This is a genomic window from Polynucleobacter sp. AP-Nino-20-G2 (assembly GCF_018688235.1).
In the GTDB taxonomy this organism is placed as follows: Bacteria; Pseudomonadota; Gammaproteobacteria; order Burkholderiales; family Burkholderiaceae; genus Polynucleobacter.
Genome location: NZ_CP061313.1, coordinates 291,581 through 309,589, shown reverse-complemented (window position 1 = coordinate 309,589; position 18,009 = coordinate 291,581). Strand labels below are relative to the sequence as shown.

At 37.3% G+C, this 18,009-nt stretch carries 15 protein-coding genes; 2 read left to right on the top strand and 13 right to left on the bottom strand.

Annotated features, from left to right (window positions below; all coding sequences use genetic code 11):
- Positions 1 to 100: 100 nt before the first annotated feature.
- The 5 genes from FD960_RS01690 to FD960_RS01670 are packed head-to-tail and all read right to left on the bottom strand — an operon-like array spanning position 101 to position 4,725.
- Complete coding sequence (locus tag FD960_RS01690) at positions 101 to 1,225, bottom strand: glycosyltransferase family 4 protein (RefSeq protein WP_215299429.1); 1,125 nt, start codon at positions 1,223 to 1,225, stop codon at positions 101 to 103.
- A complete protein-coding gene (rffA, locus tag FD960_RS01685) occupies positions 1,226 to 2,356 on the bottom strand; it encodes a dTDP-4-amino-4,6-dideoxygalactose transaminase (RefSeq protein ID WP_215299428.1) in 1,131 nt (376 codons plus the stop codon).
- Positions 2,353 to 3,129, bottom strand: coding sequence for a bifunctional 2-polyprenyl-6-hydroxyphenol methylase/3-demethylubiquinol 3-O-methyltransferase UbiG (locus FD960_RS01680; protein ID WP_215299427.1), 777 nt, complete (start codon positions 3,127 to 3,129; stop codon positions 2,353 to 2,355). The genes rffA and FD960_RS01680 overlap by 4 nt, the downstream gene beginning before the upstream one ends.
- Positions 3,122 to 4,057: a glycosyltransferase family 2 protein gene (locus tag FD960_RS01675; RefSeq protein WP_215299426.1), complete on the bottom strand. Its 936-nt coding sequence runs from the start codon at positions 4,055 to 4,057 to the stop codon at positions 3,122 to 3,124. Before FD960_RS01675 ends, FD960_RS01680 begins: the two co-directional genes overlap by 8 nt.
- The gene (locus FD960_RS01670; RefSeq protein ID WP_215299425.1) at positions 4,054 to 4,725 is read right to left on the bottom strand and encodes an FkbM family methyltransferase; all 672 of its coding nucleotides are present in this window, start codon (positions 4,723 to 4,725) and stop codon (positions 4,054 to 4,056) included. The genes FD960_RS01675 and FD960_RS01670 overlap by 4 nt, the downstream gene beginning before the upstream one ends.
- Positions 4,726 to 4,797: 72 nt before the next feature.
- On the opposite strand from FD960_RS01670, the gene FD960_RS01665 reads away from it, so the two are divergent.
- Complete coding sequence (locus FD960_RS01665) at positions 4,798 to 6,726, top strand: acyltransferase family protein (protein WP_215299424.1); 1,929 nt, start codon at positions 4,798 to 4,800, stop codon at positions 6,724 to 6,726.
- Positions 6,727 to 6,730: 4 nt separating this feature from the next.
- Here the strand turns inward: FD960_RS01665 and FD960_RS01660 are convergent, their stop codons facing one another.
- From FD960_RS01660 to FD960_RS01625, 8 genes are all read right to left on the bottom strand, one after another.
- Positions 6,731 to 7,804 (bottom strand): Gfo/Idh/MocA family protein, encoded by a 1,074-nt coding sequence (locus tag FD960_RS01660; RefSeq protein ID WP_215299423.1) that lies wholly within the window; start codon positions 7,802 to 7,804, stop codon positions 6,731 to 6,733.
- Positions 7,786 to 8,817: a zinc-binding alcohol dehydrogenase gene (locus tag FD960_RS01655; protein ID WP_215299422.1), complete on the bottom strand. Its 1,032-nt coding sequence runs from the start codon at positions 8,815 to 8,817 to the stop codon at positions 7,786 to 7,788. The genes FD960_RS01660 and FD960_RS01655 overlap by 19 nt, the downstream gene beginning before the upstream one ends.
- Positions 8,814 to 10,499, bottom strand: coding sequence for a hypothetical protein (locus FD960_RS01650; RefSeq protein ID WP_215299421.1), 1,686 nt, complete (start codon positions 10,497 to 10,499; stop codon positions 8,814 to 8,816). Before FD960_RS01650 ends, FD960_RS01655 begins: the two co-directional genes overlap by 4 nt.
- Positions 10,500 to 11,449: 950 nt before the next feature.
- Entirely contained in the window at positions 11,450 to 13,243 is a 1,794-nt protein-coding gene (locus FD960_RS01645; RefSeq protein ID WP_215299420.1) for an ABC transporter ATP-binding protein, read from the bottom strand.
- Positions 13,244 to 13,261: 18 nt separating this feature from the next.
- Positions 13,262 to 14,341, bottom strand: a complete 1,080-nt coding sequence (locus FD960_RS01640; RefSeq protein ID WP_215299419.1) for a phytanoyl-CoA dioxygenase family protein — start codon at positions 14,339 to 14,341, stop codon at positions 13,262 to 13,264.
- Between the two features lie 497 nt (positions 14,342 to 14,838).
- Entirely contained in the window at positions 14,839 to 15,522 is a 684-nt protein-coding gene (locus tag FD960_RS01635; protein ID WP_215299418.1) for a PIG-L deacetylase family protein, read from the bottom strand.
- Positions 15,519 to 16,505, bottom strand: a complete 987-nt coding sequence (locus FD960_RS01630) for an N-acetylneuraminate synthase family protein (RefSeq protein ID WP_215299417.1) — start codon at positions 16,503 to 16,505, stop codon at positions 15,519 to 15,521. The genes FD960_RS01635 and FD960_RS01630 overlap by 4 nt, the downstream gene beginning before the upstream one ends.
- A gap of 84 nt (positions 16,506 to 16,589) precedes the next feature.
- Positions 16,590 to 17,300 (bottom strand): WbqC family protein, encoded by a 711-nt coding sequence (locus tag FD960_RS01625; RefSeq protein WP_215299416.1) that lies wholly within the window; start codon positions 17,298 to 17,300, stop codon positions 16,590 to 16,592.
- A gap of 172 nt (positions 17,301 to 17,472) precedes the next feature.
- On the opposite strand from FD960_RS01625, the gene FD960_RS10540 reads away from it, so the two are divergent.
- Positions 17,473 to 17,946: a GNAT family N-acetyltransferase gene (locus FD960_RS10540; protein WP_215299415.1), complete on the top strand. Its 474-nt coding sequence runs from the start codon at positions 17,473 to 17,475 to the stop codon at positions 17,944 to 17,946.
- Positions 17,947 to 18,009: the final 63 nt, after the last annotated feature.

Below are 18,009 nucleotides of genomic sequence, written 5' to 3'. Positions count from 1 at the left end.
TACATCAGTAATTACCGAAATTTTAATAGGCATTTGCAGTCGACTAAATTTATTTTATTAATAACGATGTCAATTAGTAAAAGTTAAATCATATGGGGAGCTAAGTAAGCCATACCACAGATAATGTTTCTCGATATTTTGCTTCAGCAAATGAATCTACGACAAAATCTCTAATTTTATTTCTGTCATAAGCCTGTGATGCCCCTAGAAATTTCTCAAACTGGTTGAAAATTGAGGTTACGCTTTCTTTATCTACCAAAGCACCGTTAAACTCATATATATATTTTGAAATATCCCCAGTATCACAAGATATCACGTAGCAACCACAGAGCATTGCGTCCAAAATAGATAGGGGTAAATACTCTGCCTTATAGAAGGTGGGCAATGCAAATATGTCTGTTTTAGATAATACCTGCCACTTTCTATCTCCATCTAAATATGGATAATATGTAATGCGTTTTTGATCAACCAATTCATCGAGTAATTCGTAATGACCATCAACAAATTTAGGTCCAGCGATCCATACTTGACAATCAGGATGATTCCTTAAGAAAAGAGTGCAGGCCTCTAAAAAATAGTTAAATCCTTTTTCGGGAATTAAGTTAGACATAAATCCCAAAGTAATCGTGGAATTTATTTTAGCGGACTCAAAAAATTCTTTTGAGCCGTCAATTGACCCATTGGAAATAAATGCTGGCAAATGGATAAATTCCTTCTCAAAGCTAAGCGGACAACATGTAGATATAGTATCATTTACCTCATCCTCCATACGAGAACCCAACACAACAAAAGTGCAGGTGTTTTTGCTTACAAGGATGAAAAAAAACTTTCTTTCAAATGCCGAAAGGGAATCTATAAAATCCCGAAAATCATTTCCGACTATATGATAGAAAAGTTTGGCGCCAGAAAAATAAGCCAGCGTCAGCGGAAAAAGATCTCGAAACCAAAAACTTTTTCTAGTCCTGTTTGCGACTATGTAAACACATTTAATATTATTGAAATATGATGTTTTTGCAAAATTTGCTAAATACTTAACCCAATTAAAAAAAAACATTTTCGATTTTTCTGGTTGCTCCAGCAACACAAGCCGGCTCTCATCTATATTTTCACCAAGGATTTTAAGAAGAAATCTTGCAGTATTTATCTGTCCAGTCACTTTTCCATCCATAACGGCGGAAAAGATAGTTTTACCACTGTTAAATATATTCTTAGATTGATTAAGCATCTAGAACCGGTTCAGTATCTCAATGGCGCTATCAATTACATAGTTTTGCTGTGGCTCCAGCCCTGGCCAGAGTGGTAACCTAACAATTCGATCCGCAAGATCGCTGGTGAAATTCATATCTGAGCCTACACGACCACTACGAATGCCGTGCGGAGATGAATGCAATGGTACATAATGAAATGTACAGGCAACCCCCTTCCCCTTCATAGCTTCAATAAATTTGGTGCGCAAAACTAGGGATGGCAAGATCAAATAGTATATGTGAGCATTATGCGTACATTCACTTGGCACAATAGGGCGCCTTACAATACCTGATTTTTCGAATGACTCAAATGCAAGATGGTATTTATCCCAAATATTAAGACGCATTTTAGTTATATCTTTGGCAGCATCCAACTGGGCAGATAAATAAGCGGCATTCAGTTCACTTGGAAGGTATGAGGACCCTGTTGCAACCCAGTTATATTTATCCACTTCTCCGCGGAAAAATTTACTTCTATTTGTGCCTTTTTCTCTCACCATTTCAGCTCGCTCAGCAATTTTAGGATTGCTCGTCAGAAAAGCACCTCCTTCGCCACAGCTAATATTTTTAGTAGCATGAAAGCTTATTGCTCCCATATCGCCAATTGCGCCCAAGGCACGTCCTTTATACGAGGACATTATTCCCTGGGCGGCATCTTCAATCACCAACAAATCATGATCGTTGGCAATTCTAAGGATTTCATCCATTTCGCATGCAACGCCAGCATAATGAACAGGAAGAATTAAGCGCGTTCGCTCAGAAATTGCACCGAAAATTAGCCTCTCATCTATATTTAAAGTATCAGGGCGAATATCAACAAATACTGGAATTGCTCCACGCAAAACAATAGCATTGGCTGTAGAAACGAAGGTGTAAGAAGGCATAATCACTTCATCACCAGGGCTTAAGTCAGTCAAAAGAGCGGCCATTTCAAGCGCGGCAGTTGCAGATTGCGTTAAAAGCGGAAATTGAGAACCCAATTCCTTACTCAACCAACTATTGCAACGTTTGGTATAGGCGCCATCGCCTGATAAAGCATTTGACTCAATTGCATCCCTTATGTATTCGAGCTCACGCTCTCCGACATGGGATTTATTGAATGGAATCATTGGCCCTCCAATTGCTTGAATAATGTAAGATTATTTGCATCTATATTTATATCAGCAAAAGGAAGGGGATTATCTGAAGCCCAAAAATAAAGATTTAAGCGATCTGGAGAATGCGTTTCAAATACAAAAACTTTACTAAAAAAATTTGATAGAAAGCCGTGTAATTCTTGCGCATTAGAAAAAGTAAGTTCAGGTATGGCCAAATTTTCTGATTTTTTTTGCGCGATAGTATATCCAGAAAAAATTCTTTTTTTTTCACTTATTCTAGATTTTATATTTTTAAATATATTTGTTACTTCAATTTGTGTAAAGTATTCCAATAACGGAAAACCAAAATCCCAAATGACATTATCAAATTGGCCCTCAGGCATCGAATTTGTGATATTTGCAATTTCGTAGCTAATATTTGGCGCTGAATTTTTAAGTCTTGCATTAGCAATTGCTTTTTCATCAGAATCGCAGGCCACGATACTACTGGCCCGTAATGAATAAAAATTACGACTATTAAATCCATCGCCACATGACAATTCAAGAACTTTACCACCACTTAAGATTATGGAAGAAAAAACCCCGCGCTGTAACCACATCGCGTCGCGTGTTTTCATCCATTTGTAAAACAAATCAATATGATGGTCAGTATGCTGGGGCTTAGGAGGCAAACCCCATTGCACCATCATAAGCCGCCAATGTGCATTAGCAGCCCAGCGCCTTGCAATGAATTCTTCAAATGAAATTATTCTCTCAAGAATGTCTTTAAAAAAATATTTATTCATGATTTTTTAAGCCTGAGTAGATTTTCAGAAAAAAATTGGCGATCTGGTTAAAAATATATCGCGCCAGTCGCCTTGGAAACCATCGAGTCTTCTTATAAAAAAGCTTAACAGCGTCTAGTGCTTGTATAGACTCGATGATTGGGACTCTATTGACCTCAATAGATCTGCAGCTAAGCTGCACATCAAAATCACTCGTGGCATTGCAATGTACTCCACTATTATCATTACCGATATTCCTCACAAGACTATGCCCCGGATAAAGCGTCATCATCCCTCTAAGAAATACACTGGCTTGCCAGCGTATTGCCCATGACTGATTTCGGCCCATTACTTGATTTTCAAGCATCTTTACGTAAGGATAGTATCCGCCGAGATTAAATTCGTGCTTTAAACCACGTGAGTTAATCTCTGAAAGTAAAGATGCGCCATCGGGATTAAAAAGGCTCCATGCTCGTCTCCAGGTAGCCCAACCCCAACAATCTGCGCCCTTAAGAAAAAAAACTTCTGGTAATTTAGTGCCTACGGGCAAAGAGTACCCATTAATAGCCGCCACGATAGGATCATCCTTGTATAGTTCTAACGCTTCATTCATATACTTTAAGAAGAATGGAGAGACCAATATGTCATCTTCTAATATTATGGCTTTGTTCTGAGTAGTCAAAACCTCGGTTACTCCAGAGATAATAGAACTGGCTAGCCCATAATTTTCTGATCTTTCAATAAGGTCTACTGACTTAAAACCACTAATGGATTTACAAAACGCTCTAACCTTTCTGACCTCAAAGACATCTGAATCACTTTTAGGGCCATCAGCATAAATAACGAGAGTAGAGTTTCTTGACTCTTCATTCTCTAATAAGGATTCAATTATCTTCTTTGTATGATCTAGTCTTTTATAGACAAACAAAACTATTGGAGCAAGATTCATATTCTTGCATTCTTAAAAAAAAGGGTGTCGTAAACCTTACAAATCGGTGTATAGTCTTGCGCGCAGAGATATCTAACAGAGTCTAAAGACGCGATATCCAAAAGGTCAACTCTTAATATTTCAACCAAAATATACTCTGGTCTAAAAATTTCCCAGTCATTAGACATCAATACTTCATATTCAAAACCCTCAACATCTATAGTTAGAAAATCAATTAATTTTCCCGAAGGTAGATGCTTATGAAGAATATCTGATAATGTGTTAACCTGAATAGAATCAACATTAATAATTTTGTAAGGATCAACCTGCTTTAGCAGTGCCTCCTGTTCATTGAAAGTGTTTAATGCCGGCTCATTAAATTGATAAAAGGATAAAGATCCGCTCTGAGTATAAACGCCCAACTCTAAGTTAATATCTCTTTTTCTCCTGCTATTAAATAAATTCATAGAGCTAGGGTTGGCATCAATATTAATCCCGCTCCAGCCTTTTTTATAAAATAAATATGTATTTGAAAACCTAGTGGGATGGTGAGCACCCACATCAACATAAAAGCCATTTCTTTTGCCCTGAAAATATCTATTTAGAACAAGGTCTTCCCCGTTTTGACCAAAACATTTCTCTGAAATATCTAGATATCTACGAATAAACTTCCCTAAAAAATTTTTCATCTAGCTTTCATTTTTCATAATCGGAATTTACAAGTTAAAATTTTACAACTCTAATTTAACATACAATATTTTATGACCCATAGAATTGGATACAGACCTGACATTGACGGATTAAGGGCTGTTGCCTTGCTTCTTGTTGTAGTGTTTCACGCATATCCATCGTATCTACCTGGTGGTTTTATTGGGGTTGATATTTTCTTTGTGATCTCTGGTTTTTTAATTTCTAGCATTCTTATCGAAGAAATTAGTGTAAATAAATTTTCGGTTTTTGATTTTTATAGTCGTCGAATACGTAGAATTTTTCCTGCTCTTCTTGTAGTTTTATTTTTCTCTTTATTTGTCGGCTGGTTCACCCTATTTTCAGATGAATATCTTCAACTTGGGATAAGCGTTATTGCTGGTGCTGGCTTTTTTGAAAATCTACTGCTAATAAGCCAGCTTGGATACTTTGACACCTCAAGCGACCTAAAACCATTACTGCATTTATGGAGTCTAGCGGTAGAAGAGCAATTTTATTTAATTTGGCCAGTTTTTATATGGTTTATATATAAAAGTAGATTTAGTATGTTTAAAACTATTTTTATTATATTTATTTCATCATTAGTTTATAACCTTTACGCCACTATAGTTGGCTTCGAAAATATTTTTTACTCACCAGTTGTTAGATTTTGGGAGCTTCTGTCGGGATCATTCATTTACTTTATTTATAAAAATAAGATTAACATTAAAAAATCAAGTATTCAAAACATTTCATCAATTTTAGGTTTAGCTCTCATTTTTTGTAGTGCCTTTTTATTAAATAAAGACTCTAAATTTCCAGGATGGAATGCGATACCTCCGGTTTTGGGTGCCTTTTTAATAATTGCATCGGGTAACAAGTCGCAGTTCAACAGCAAAATTTTATCGTCAAGACCAATGGTTTTCATTGGTCTGATAAGTTATCCATTCTATTTATGGCATTGGCCATTATTGAGCTTTTATAGAATAATTTTTTATCAAAAAAATTCTTTTATACCCTTTCTTATCATCTTAATCAGTGCGATTCTGGCATGGCTGACTTATATTGGAATTGAGCAACGGATTAAGAGACTTAAACATCTTATGCCAATTTTGTCAGGAATGATGATTTTTGCTTCAGTGTCTGGTGGAGTAATATTTATTAATAATGGCTTTCCTAATCGTCTCGCTAGCTATGAAAAATACAATGATCATCCATATATAAAGGACAGTCGATCTACGCCTAGTTGCATAAAACAATATTCCTATCTTTTTAAGCCAACTTTTGATATTAAGCGCGACTTTTGCATAAATTATCCATCTAGCGAGATTCTTATTCTAGGGGACTCCCACGCAGAACAGATTTTTGATAGCTTTACTGTGAGCAACGTTCAAAATATTACGAGGCTTGGACGAGGCTCATGCCCACCTATTCCATTTTTTAATGTGGTAGATAGCTGGTTAAAGTGTGAACCTACCGTCGAAAATTTATTCAACTATGCAAAAGAAGGTAACTTCAAACTGACAATTTTTGCAGGCGTTTTTGGAAGATTGTTTAATGGCGAGTATCAAACTACTCAATCCTTAGAAGAGAAGAAATTGAACATACAACGTTTTATGCGTGAACTTGGTAACTCAAAAATTACTACGCTTATTATTTTAGACAATCCTAAACTTCCATTTCAGGGGATTGAATGCCTTAAAAGGCCATTTCACTCTAGTCCATTGCGTGGCTGTTCTTTTAGCAGATCGTTTCATGAACAGACAATCTCAACATATAGGCAAATTTTTATTTCAAGCGCAAAGCCCTATCCAAATATAAAAATCCTAGACCCTACAAATTTATTTTGCAATTCAGATCATTGTTTTGCATACAACACTGATGGCTTGCTTTATCTGCTTGATGATAACCATCTGAATAGACGCGGATCAAAATTGATAACTGATCAAGTTATAAAAATGTATCCAGCTCTTTTTAATAAGAGCCATATGATCATTCGATAGCTGACTACGCAGTTAAATCCCCGAATTTCCCATGGACGGTAAATCCACGCGGAAGATTCCCTTGTCTGACTTTTTTACCATTCAATAGACCGGAATAAGCAATGGCTAGCAAAATCTCCTGCGATAACTCTATTTCATCAGGATCAATTGAGAGAGGCTCATTATTTTTTATTGCAAGCTCTAACTCGTTAAATGAGCGTTGCGCCCCGCTCATTATGGCTTCGCAATCTACATGGACTACCTCATTGAAATAAGGGCCTGCCTGACCTCTTTTGCGCAGCTGTATAAAAGCCCCATCTCCAGCTATCAAGATCGTTCCACTTTTTCCATACAAAACTACATCATTACCGCCGCCCTGAGTAATGAGCCCAGAAATACCATTGCTGAATTGAATAAAAGCACTTTGAACTACAGGATCGCATTCAATCGCATTCTCATTACCCTGATATTTTTCTCTAAATAGACAACTTGCCTGTACAAAATCAAAAGTTTTTGCATTTGAAAAATATGTCATGATATCCACCGAATGGGGATGGCTCCACATTAGCAATGTTGAGCCAATACTCACTGAAATTTGTACAAGCTCACCTATAACTCCATCTGCGACCATCTTTTTACAAAGCCGAAAGGCGTCCATATACCTACGTACAGTTCCATAAGCAATTTTTGTACCATATTGACGTACAAGATTTAGAGTTTCTACACAACTTTCCTGATTGGTACTTAATGGCTTTTCAATGTATATACCCTTTACACCACTTATTATTGAAAAGTTAAGAATATCGCATCGCCCCGGCGTTCTGGTTGCCACTGAGATAATATCTGGCTTAACCTGATTTATAAGGTCTCGGTAGTCATGATAACAATTTGTTATGTTGAACATTCCAGCTGCACGTTGTAAATTTTCAGAATTTAAATCACATAATGCAACTAATTCCAAACCAGAATTAGCTTTAATTGCTTCTGCATGATTTACAGGATAGGCACCCTGGCGTGTGCTATCATTTAGCTCCGACCTTGTATAAGCTCCAATTCTTCCACACCCAATAAGACCAACAGTTAATTTTCTATTGTCCAATCTAGAACCCCAGTAATTAAATTCTGATCTCTTAATGCCATTCTTTCATACAGAGAATTCAAATCTCTCCATGGTATTACCGCCGAAATAATCTTAGACGCTGGCAATCGATTATTTTTAATCTGCCCAAGCAAAAACTCGCAGTTGCGCTTAATCGTAAACCTTATGTCATGGGGTGGAACATCTACATCTGGAGAGTATCCACAACATATAATTTTGAGTTGTGAATCATAAAAGTACTGGGAATCCAGTGGATTAAACGATGGGATTGGTTCAGCCCGCCCTGGAAATCCGAGTACACAAATCACACCCTCCTTGCGAACAGAGCTAATTGCCACTCTCCAGTCTGACCATGAGGATGATGTGCTTACTAACAAATCAACGCCTCCATTTGTAATAGCCATAAGCTCCTGAGAACAATCAAGCCCGGTCTTCTGATATATTTTTTTAGCGCCAAATTCTAGTGCTAATTTTTCGCGATACCCTTGATTGCTAATTCCATAAACCTCCGCTCCAAATGCATTTGCAAGTGCAATTGAGGTAAGCCCCAGTGCACCCAGCCCTAATACTGCGACACTATATCCAGGCCTAAATCCACCTTTTAGAAGTGCGTTATAACCTAAATGGAATAGGTATGTAGTTGATGCATTCACTAAATTTGCATTTTCAGGAACTATGCATGCAATCTTATCTTCGTCGCAAATAAAAGCAGATCTATGCGATTGAAAATTAAGCACCAAATCACCAACCATAAAGCGTGTCACTGCATTTCCAACCGCCAGGACCTTAGCAATATTACAGTAGCCAATTACCCTGGGATAAATTGGTCCTGGTCGCAAAGGTGGCTCACCTTTATAGGCAGCAATCTCAGTCCCCGGTGAAATTGCAGAATAAAGTGTTTTGCAAAGAACCTGATTGCCAAGCATTTGAGACTCATACAGCATCTCTGTTTTGATAGTTAAATTCTTGGGGCCTAGCAGCTCATACTTATTCGAATTTAATATTAAACTCAATTACCCACTCCAATTCGTCTAATGCATCCATAGTATTTGTATATTTCATTTCTAAATACGTTAAGCATTTTGATGCACTCTTCACTATCATCTACTGGATGAGATTGTGTTGTGACTCGAATTTCACCATTAGAAATACTGGTTTCAATTATATTCTTATTTCTATAATAAAAAAATATCCCAAATAACTTAGGAGATAAAAGAATATACTTCTCTAGATGCGAGCGCATAAAGGCAAAAAATTTTCTACGATACCTTACACCCATTACTCTTATGCCAATAGCTCGATAATTAATACCAATCCACTTCAAGACCTCCATATCATGCTCAAGAGTTCTTTTGGGCTGAATCTTGCCCTGAATAAATAACTCAAGCTCCGCCAAATCTTTAGGCTGATGAGACATCTTCTCAATGGGAAATGCAGAGTTTCCAGGGAAGCATGCCACCACAGGAATGTTTAGTACTGCACTTTCTAAACCCATCATTGACCAACTCACCATAGAAAATGAGGAGTTAAGAAGTACATAATAGCTTGATATAGTTTGCTCAGCTTCAATGATATAGAAATTTTTTAGTGCTCTAGCCTTTTGAAGGGCCGCATAAATATATTGATGCTCAACAGCTTCAACTGAATCCCTTTTATTTGGCTTTAATCTAGGATGAATTCTAATAACATAACCAATATCTGGACTGGCCTTATCAATGATAAAGTTTAGCCATTCAATTTGATTTCCGAAAAATGTATTGTCTTGTTTAAAGCCATATACAACCTCATGAACTCTTAATTCATCACTGCTGCTAATAAAAACTGATGCTAATTGCTCAAATTTACCCCTAAACTCATCGAAGCTTTTCCAATCAGTCGTTCGAGACGGGCTGGTGTAACTGTTATGATCAACCCCTCTAAATCGAGATCTAAATCCTTTTAATGCAACTTCTGTGTCTGCAATAATGCATTTATAGCCCTGAGAAACTCTGGTAAAGGAAGGCCACTCTCTACAGTGAACTAGCCGATTTTCCTCCAAATAAACCCTTTTTTCTGTTGCAGTATTTGCAAATGTGTATTCAATAGACCAGCATCTAATCTTATTTTTTAAAAATCTTTCCCTGGCAATAGAATTTAAACTATAGTTGCCATTCACATAAATTGCAGCATCGAATTTTTCAGTGATTAAGATTCTATCTATAAAATTCCAAACCTTAAAAACATCAATAAGGTGGAATTTAAAATTAGCAATTTGTTCTTTATTAATCTTAACTTTATCATCGATTTTATTATGCATTGCAAAGTCATAGAATGCAATTTTTCCAAATGGCACATTCAAATACCGAATGCGCAGTAGATCTCTGGAATCACTTACTTCCTCTTCTTTAATTCCATCAATTATTCTTTGCTGTTCAATATTTAATTGGTCTAGTTGATTATTTAATCTAAATTGAGAATTATTAGAGAGTTGATTTTGTTTACTTATGCACTTTTTGCAAGTTTCTTTACGCAACGTATCAGGCAAGTATTGATCCGCCTTAATGCCTAAGGAGATAATGTTGGTACATCGACCTAAGTGACCCGAACACCCCAGTATCGATATCGTATTATCAATCTCTAAATAGCGTTGAAAAAACAATAGGCTCTCATGATACATTCCGAGATTTGCATCGAAATTAATAACTGCTATATTCATTCTTCGCTAACTATTTAAATTTTACTAATAATTTTTCCAACTAATATAAAGGCCTCTACAACTTCAACCGCCTTACACCCAACCCATCTAAATACTCAACAGCTTTTAACGTTAAAGCATATTGCCAATGTCTCATTTCTGAGGAATAATAATCTAACGCTATCATTTTAGTCTTTAAGTTTTGAGATATATCAACTTGCGAATTTTGATTAAATGATTTATCTGCCCCTTACAACCACAATTAATTGCCTGATGGTACTTCAAAATCCAAAATAGTGAATTTTTTAGCATTCTGTATAGGGCGACCCGCAACACTCACAGCTCACAGCCTATTGAACAATCCTATTATCTAAAGTCAGATCTCTAAAATCATAAATCCCTGTCCTCCATATCATTTAACGCGTGCCATACTAGCTCAACACCTTGCTCTAAAGTATTTATGAAGCTAGGTATTATTTAATTAGTAATTAGAATCTCATTATCTTGCAATGTTTAAGTGAATAGGGTTACATACTCTATAGACCCCATCAAGTTCAATACCTCACCACAGAAAATCGCGTATCATGCAGCGAAATAGGTATCCTAAAATAAGTATAGTGGCTCCATTTAAATTAATTGGACTACTATCCTTATCACTCAACGTTACTAATACGGTTTTACCCCCTTATCTATACACGCATCGATGAGATTCTTTGCCCTGTAAATGTTGATCTCTATGCCCTAAAAAAGAACTGCATTCGGCGTTAGGGACAATTTTTGTTGTAGTAGCACGCACTACAAAATCGACGTTATTCATAGCCCGATACAAATATTCCCGATCCTTTGCATTCCAGATAATAAGACATACTCGAGCATCACCATGAAACTTCTTGAATATCTGCCATTTTTTCATCTCATCCCTAATAAGTAATAATTTTCTTTAGATTAAATTTGTAAGGGTTACAGCATCATTAATCATAATTTTTATTTTTTTTATCCTTCAAGATCATCTCTTCATAGGTGCCGAGGCAATAGCAAATAGCATCTTTGAGCTCATAGATACTTGTACACAATCTTAACGTAGACAACCGATGGGCCACAATGATGATAGTAGTTTGCCTATCAATCATATCTATTGACTTCATAATGGCCCGTTCCGTCTCATCATCAAGCGCGCTGGTAGCCTCATCAAAGATGATAATTTCTGCCTTTTTATAGAGCGCTCTTGCTAATCCAACTCTTTGGCGCTGCCCCCCTGATAGTCGCACGCCCCGCTCCCCGACATTAGCGTCATATTTTCCGGGGAGAGAATTAATTAATTCAGCCAATTGAGCTTTTTCAGCTGAATCCATAACACGATCATGATCAACTTGATCTTTCGGAACTCCAAATGCGATATTTTCTGTAAAAGAAGCATCCGTTAAAAATATCGTTTGAGGTACATGGGCGATAAGTGCTTGCCAACAGTCAACATTATGATGACCAAGACAAGTTCCATCGACCCTTACCTGACCACTATCGGGCGACAAAAGTCCCATGATAATATCAATAAAGGTAGTTTTTCCGGCACCAGATTTACCAACAAATCCAATTCGAGCGCCTTTTTCAATGGATAAATTTGCCCCCTGCAATACCCATGATGCAGTGTCTTTATATCTAAAAAAAATATTTTCTAATTCAAGCTTACTCATAAAAGTTATATTATTTAAATTGCTATCTTGCAACCCATCTGGTATCTTTTTATGCAAAAAAAATAAAGTGTCTTCCAGCGTATTTCCACTGGCTAAAAGTGACGACCATGATCCATATGTCATTTGTAAAACTGGAACTAATCGCTGCGCACCTAAAGCCATGGCCCCTAAAATAGGTATTGCTGAGTTAATCCCAGCTGAATTAAGAGTGAGTAGATATGCAATGACTGCTATAAGAACAATGCCTAGCGACTCAACAAAGTAACGAGGAGACTGTGTAATAAAAATATTGTTTGACTCCACTCTCCTCAGAGGGACATTTAGCGCATTGTAAATTTCAGCATAAATCAATTGCGTCTTGTCTATGATGACATCTCTAATGCCACCAACACCCTCTTGCAACGCTTTTATAACCCTAGATGAGTTCCTCGCCACTAAATAGCTGTTTTGTTGCAAGCGGCTCTTAGAAATCAATATCAGTATGAAATAAATTGAGCCAAATCCAAAAATCCCAGAAAATGCAACCAAAGGATTCATAAAGACTAAGGCGCCTAGAATAATTATTAAAAGAATAAAAGAGCCGATTAGATTCACTACTGGCAGAATGACGTTATAGATTAGCGTCTTACCTTTTCCGGTAACAACTTCAATTAATTCACTGCTATGTTGATTTAAATGCTCTATGTAAGGTTGGTGGAGCGCCTTTAAATATACAGAATAACTTAATTCCGCCCCGACCATAAAGGCAAGCCTCGTACTAATCCACAGCACCGCTATCCTCATGGCTCCAGCTAAGACTGCAGCAATGCAAAATAAAAGGGTTAATATAAATAATAATTTTGGGGTGGTATAACTACCAAGGTAAGCATTAATCAAAGAAAAAGTTGGGTTTACCTGAATATCTTTAGCCGTTGTTAAAATCGTCAGAAATGGAATGAGGCTGCCAATGCTAATAATTTCGGCGAATGCCGCGCATATCATCAAGCAAAACATAATGCTAAATTGAAACTTCCTCCTTGGAGAGATGCACCCCCATAATTGCAGAAGTAATTTAAAAATTTTGGGCGCTTTCATTCCCCAAATGCCTTTTTACTAGACTTCATTAAAATCGAAATTAGAATATAAGCGTGGGTAGGCCGCAATTAAGTCACGGAAACGGGGGCTGTGAATTTTAGTTATTGTGTGTCGCTTGTTATTTCCAAATGTTGAATTAGATAATTCAAAAGCCATCAATAGACGCTCCTTAGAAATTGCGCCCAATCCTTTATGTAAGCCCCTACTATCCTCTATAACTATGGTTCCCTTTTTACCAACAAATTCCAGAATTCGAGTAGCACCAAATACATTGAGCACCTCTTCATCTGAAATTCTTGCGTAGCCACGATTAATTAAATTTCTTGGAATGCTTCCACTTAAGTGAGTGCCTTTTACAAAACAGTGCGGACCACTTTCGTGATCAACATCAGTTAAATATATAAAAAATCTTATCCACTTAATTCGCTCCATATCCCAATGATATAACTGGGCTGCAGCATCATCTTTAATTCCACCTAATGGGGGCGTCCAGTCCAAGGTAAGGCCTGTAAAAATTGCTTGGGACCGCAAATAGCTTTGAGCAATGCGAATGAGTACTGGATCAGAAATAAGCTCCTGAACTTCCGACAAACTAGTGACAGCATTTCTTTCGAGAACATAGTGAGGTGCAATAATATTACTTCGATCGTATTTATATAATCTAGCCAGTTCTTCTGGCTTGAGTTTATCACCCCTGATTTGATAACTGAGGTCTGATAACTTTGCTTCCAATTTTTCACAGTATTGAGCCGAGAGTCTATTTTCCAAAACGTAATAGCCATCCTTTTCGAGTTTGGACTGAATCTCATGATATTCAGATTCAGCAACCCCCCCCAAAAGACCATCTGATAATGAGTGCAGATGAAGGGGGGGATAAACTATGCTTAAGAAAAATGAAATTAAATCATTCATTTTTCCGTCGGTAAAAATAAATACCCTAACCAAAGCTAGATGCGATATTTTTGGGGTTAGGCCAAAGAGTTTATGGTAAGTTGCCCCATAGACCAACAATAAGCAATCAACGGGAAATCTAATTGTTCTTATTAATGCGCCAAAAAAGGGGGATCCATTCTTCAGCCTAATTAGTCTATCAATCAAAATGCTCTCCTTAACCCTTTTACCAAACCTCTTTAGTCATGCCAGTTCTTAGCTCATAACTAAATTGATATTTTAACAGCCCGTCAATCACAATTTCATTTATATTCTGGAAATATAGCTTTGCATTGATCTAATTTATTTTTTAGGTATTTGCATTTAATTGTAAGATCATAAATTGAGACGCTAGTCATGCAATTAGCATGTAAAAACTCTCATCTTGGATGCCCATTCCTGAAATGACAACCTCTAGTGCATTAGCTACTTTTGCGTCATAAAACCATTCCAAATAAATTTTTGCGCGATGTTGGTGTCGCTAAAAACGTAATCGACTCACCGATACTTATTACTTCGGAGAGCCCAGAAACGGTCACCAAAAAAGAAAAATTCCGACTGTATCCGCCTTCTCATTTCGAGGTGAAGCCATAACTTGGAAATTAACTCAAATATCTCTATTGCTTGTAATGTTTACCTAAGGAGGTTAAAGGTTAGATTTCTTCTCAATAAATACAACGTGCCAACATAAAAGCCTCAGCGGCATGGATCCCTACAGAGCTTCCTCTATATTTCGCTAGATTTTCCACCGCACTTATTGAACGAGGGTGCGGCCATTCCCGAAGCTCGGTCTGATATGCCTCTAGTGCCTTCAATTTAATTGAGAGGGTGGCACCTATATCTATAAAAAAATTAGGCGAAAACTGGGTACAGCCCACTGACGGCTGCCACTCAGTAGAGGATAATGTTTCGCATGTAAGCAATGTTGTAACGGACATTCCTGGCTGAGGACGACATGCCGTAACAACTGCTCTAAAACAAATCTGATGGTCTATATTTACATCACCTGAAAATGTTGTATACACAACAGAAGGCTGTAAACGCTTCACATGCTTCTCAACAACTTTTATAACGTCTAAAAGCGGTAAACTATCCATCCTGTTATCCGGAAAATTATGAAGTACGGTATCTTTAACACCTAAAATTTTGCTAGCTTTTAATGTAGCCCTCCTCAAAGCTTCCAACCTCTTGGGGTCCATCCCTAATTCACGAGAGTCTGCACGAGAGGTTATGCCTTCCGCAAGTATAAGAATCGAGACAGTATCGCCCTGCTCGATATGACGTGCAATCGATCCTCCGCAACCCAACACTTCGTCGTCTGGATGCGGAACAACTATCAATACGTTCATGAGAAATCTTTTGGGGTTATTAAAGTATTAATTGGTATGTCTCTTGCCGCCCTCTTGCCTAATAAAGTATTCAGCATACTAGTTGGCATTCCTGTTCCAGGCCTCTTAGCCCCAATATTGGCGGAAGTAAAGATGTCTCCGGATTTAATTGGCTCAACAGAGCATATACTTCTAAAGTGCTCTTTACTTAATTGAATATCCCTGTCAGAGGGAATAATTTCTGCTTGCCCAAGAGCCCTTTCTACATGCCGTATTCGATCAACCCAAAGTTTTAGCTCTTTGGGTTCCAAAGATTCATGAGCATGGAAAGTAAAGTCTGAGCGATTCAATATCAATCTCTTTTCAATATAGGCCGAACCCAAAGCCAAAGCCGCGATATCTAAATCATGGTCGTGAGCTGGCGAAGAAAAACCAACTGGCCAAGGAAGCATTTCACTAAGCTTACTAATACATCTCAAATGCATCTGCACATCATTCTCGGTGTGGAAGTCATGCATAAATAAGACGGCGCCACCACCCGCCTCTTTATACCAAGAAACTAAGTCATCCAAGTGCCGCTGCGTTATAGGGCCTAGGTCAACAAACATAGGCTTTCCAGTATTTCCTATTTTTTTAATTAATTGCATGTAAGTTGAATCCCAGGCACCAATTTTATGAACATTGACACCCAACCTATCAAGTAAATCCACCCCGTCGATATAATCCACAGTCGCAAAGAAATCCAGGTGCGCATCTCTAGATGCTGCAGCAATTACCTTCCAGCTTGCCTCATCAAACACCAATTTCTGAAACATTTCTTTCATGGACGCTTGGGTTACCACACCATTCTGGGATATTGGATAGGTAACACTATCATCGGATAATTGATCGGGATCGATCAATTGAAATTTAATTGCATCGACGCCTGCAAACTTTGCCGCAGCTATAAGCTCAAGAGCCTTATCTAGGTCCCCCATACAAGTTGTACCAACTTCAGCAATCAAATAACAGGGCTCCCCATGCCCTATTAATCTAGATCCAATTTTGATGTGTTTTGCCTTGGCATGCATTATATTTACCCCTAAAATTTACTTAACTAATTCCCATGGTGTTGTGTTACCAGAGAGTAGGATGTCTTTACTCTCATCCCCGCAATTAAAAATTAAATCGATCACACTTAAATTGGGAGTAAATTCACCATGTAATTGCGAGTATATCGGATGAGCATAATCCTGAAAGACTGTCTCAATGCCCTCTCGCTTGAATACCTCTAAATCTGCGTAATCTCGACCTAATGCGCCAAAAATAAATTTTTCAGCGTGAAGTTGCTTGCAGATATCCAAGACTAAGTCTCCTTTCCTACCAACAAATTGATAATTGGAAGCTGGTCTAACCTCAACCTGAATCTTCAGAGTTTCCAGAAACCAGCCCAACATGTATCTGTTAAGATCAACCAATGAATACCATTTTTTGTCATAAGTATCTGCGAAAAATTCTGAATATCGATAAAAAAATGGGGCTTTTGAATATGCATTTTGTATGCTTTTCCAATGCTTCTTGCCCCAAGGCTCAGAAGCATTAATCTCGACATCTTTTATCTTCTTATTTAAATGATTTTTTCGCAATATTGGAACGGTAAGCCACATAGCCCCTTGGTGCGTTTTAATCCTATTGCGGTTATTCCAATCATTAACCTGGTATTGAACTTCATCAAGATAAATAAATAAATCTGCACTAGCAAGCTTTTGAAAAAATCCCAGCCAAGGAATATAGCAGGGTTGATGGGCTGTTAGAATCATGTGTAAATCATTTTACAGCATAAAAATCTTAAAAAAAATTAAGGTTAAATAAATACTCATCTAGATTGAAAAAAACTAAAAAAAAACCGTTTATTTGGAAAATCTTAAACATCATACGGCAGAAGTGAAATCATATTACAGCCTCTAGATTATTTATCAATCAAAAAAAATTATGGTCTACATTAAACAACAAGATATTACCTACCGCCTAGCGAATTGTTCCGACTGTAAAGACGTCTACACCTGGGAAAACGATAGTGCTACAAGAGCTAACTCAAAAAATATTGATCAATTTACGTACTCTAGTCATGTTGCGTGGTTCAAAAAATCACTAGTCAACGATAAACGCTGCCTATATATTGCAATAAAAAATGTTCAGAGGGTTGCTCTCATTCGCTTTGACCAGCTTGGGCAAGGGGTCTATGAATCTAGTCTGATTTTGAATCCGATAATACGCGGAAAAGGGATAAGCAGTCAAATTTTGCAGGGTAGTATGTCATTATTTTTAGAGGGGCGATATGGAGTGGCAACGCTGAAGGCCTCCATAAAAAATACCAATCTAGCAAGCAAGAAATGCTTTTCGAAATGCGGCTTTATACTTAATCATGTAGATGATGAATATAGCTATTATAACTATTTTAGTTAATTAACTTTACCTGTAGATTGTATTCGAGATAGTGGGGCTAAAGGATTGAACTATATATATGCA

Bases quoted from the DNA above. Each gene is read 5' to 3' on its own strand.
- FD960_RS01670 (WP_215299425.1), bottom strand. From the start codon at position 4,725: ATGAAAAATTTTTTAGGGAAGTTTATTCGTAGATATCTAGATATTTCA.
- FD960_RS10540 (WP_215299415.1), top strand. From the start codon at position 17,473: ATGGTCTACATTAAACAACAAGATATTACCTACCGCCTAGCGAATTGT.
- FD960_RS01680 (WP_215299427.1), bottom strand. From the start codon at position 3,129: ATGAATAAATATTTTTTTAAAGACATTCTTGAGAGAATAATTTCATTT.
- FD960_RS01650 (WP_215299421.1), bottom strand. From the start codon at position 10,499: ATGAATATAGCAGTTATTAATTTCGATGCAAATCTCGGAATGTATCAT.
- rffA (WP_215299428.1), bottom strand. From the start codon at position 2,356: ATGATTCCATTCAATAAATCCCATGTCGGAGAGCGTGAGCTCGAATAC.
- FD960_RS01635 (WP_215299418.1), bottom strand. From the start codon at position 15,522: ATGAACGTATTGATAGTTGTTCCGCATCCAGACGACGAAGTGTTGGGT.
- FD960_RS01665 (WP_215299424.1), top strand. From the start codon at position 4,798: ATGACCCATAGAATTGGATACAGACCTGACATTGACGGATTAAGGGCT.
- FD960_RS01675 (WP_215299426.1), bottom strand. From the start codon at position 4,057: ATGAATCTTGCTCCAATAGTTTTGTTTGTCTATAAAAGACTAGATCAT.
- FD960_RS01645 (WP_215299420.1), bottom strand. From the start codon at position 13,243: ATGAAAGCGCCCAAAATTTTTAAATTACTTCTGCAATTATGGGGGTGC.
- FD960_RS01690 (WP_215299429.1), bottom strand. From the start codon at position 1,225: ATGCTTAATCAATCTAAGAATATATTTAACAGTGGTAAAACTATCTTT.
- FD960_RS01625 (WP_215299416.1), bottom strand. From the start codon at position 17,300: ATGATTCTAACAGCCCATCAACCCTGCTATATTCCTTGGCTGGGATTT.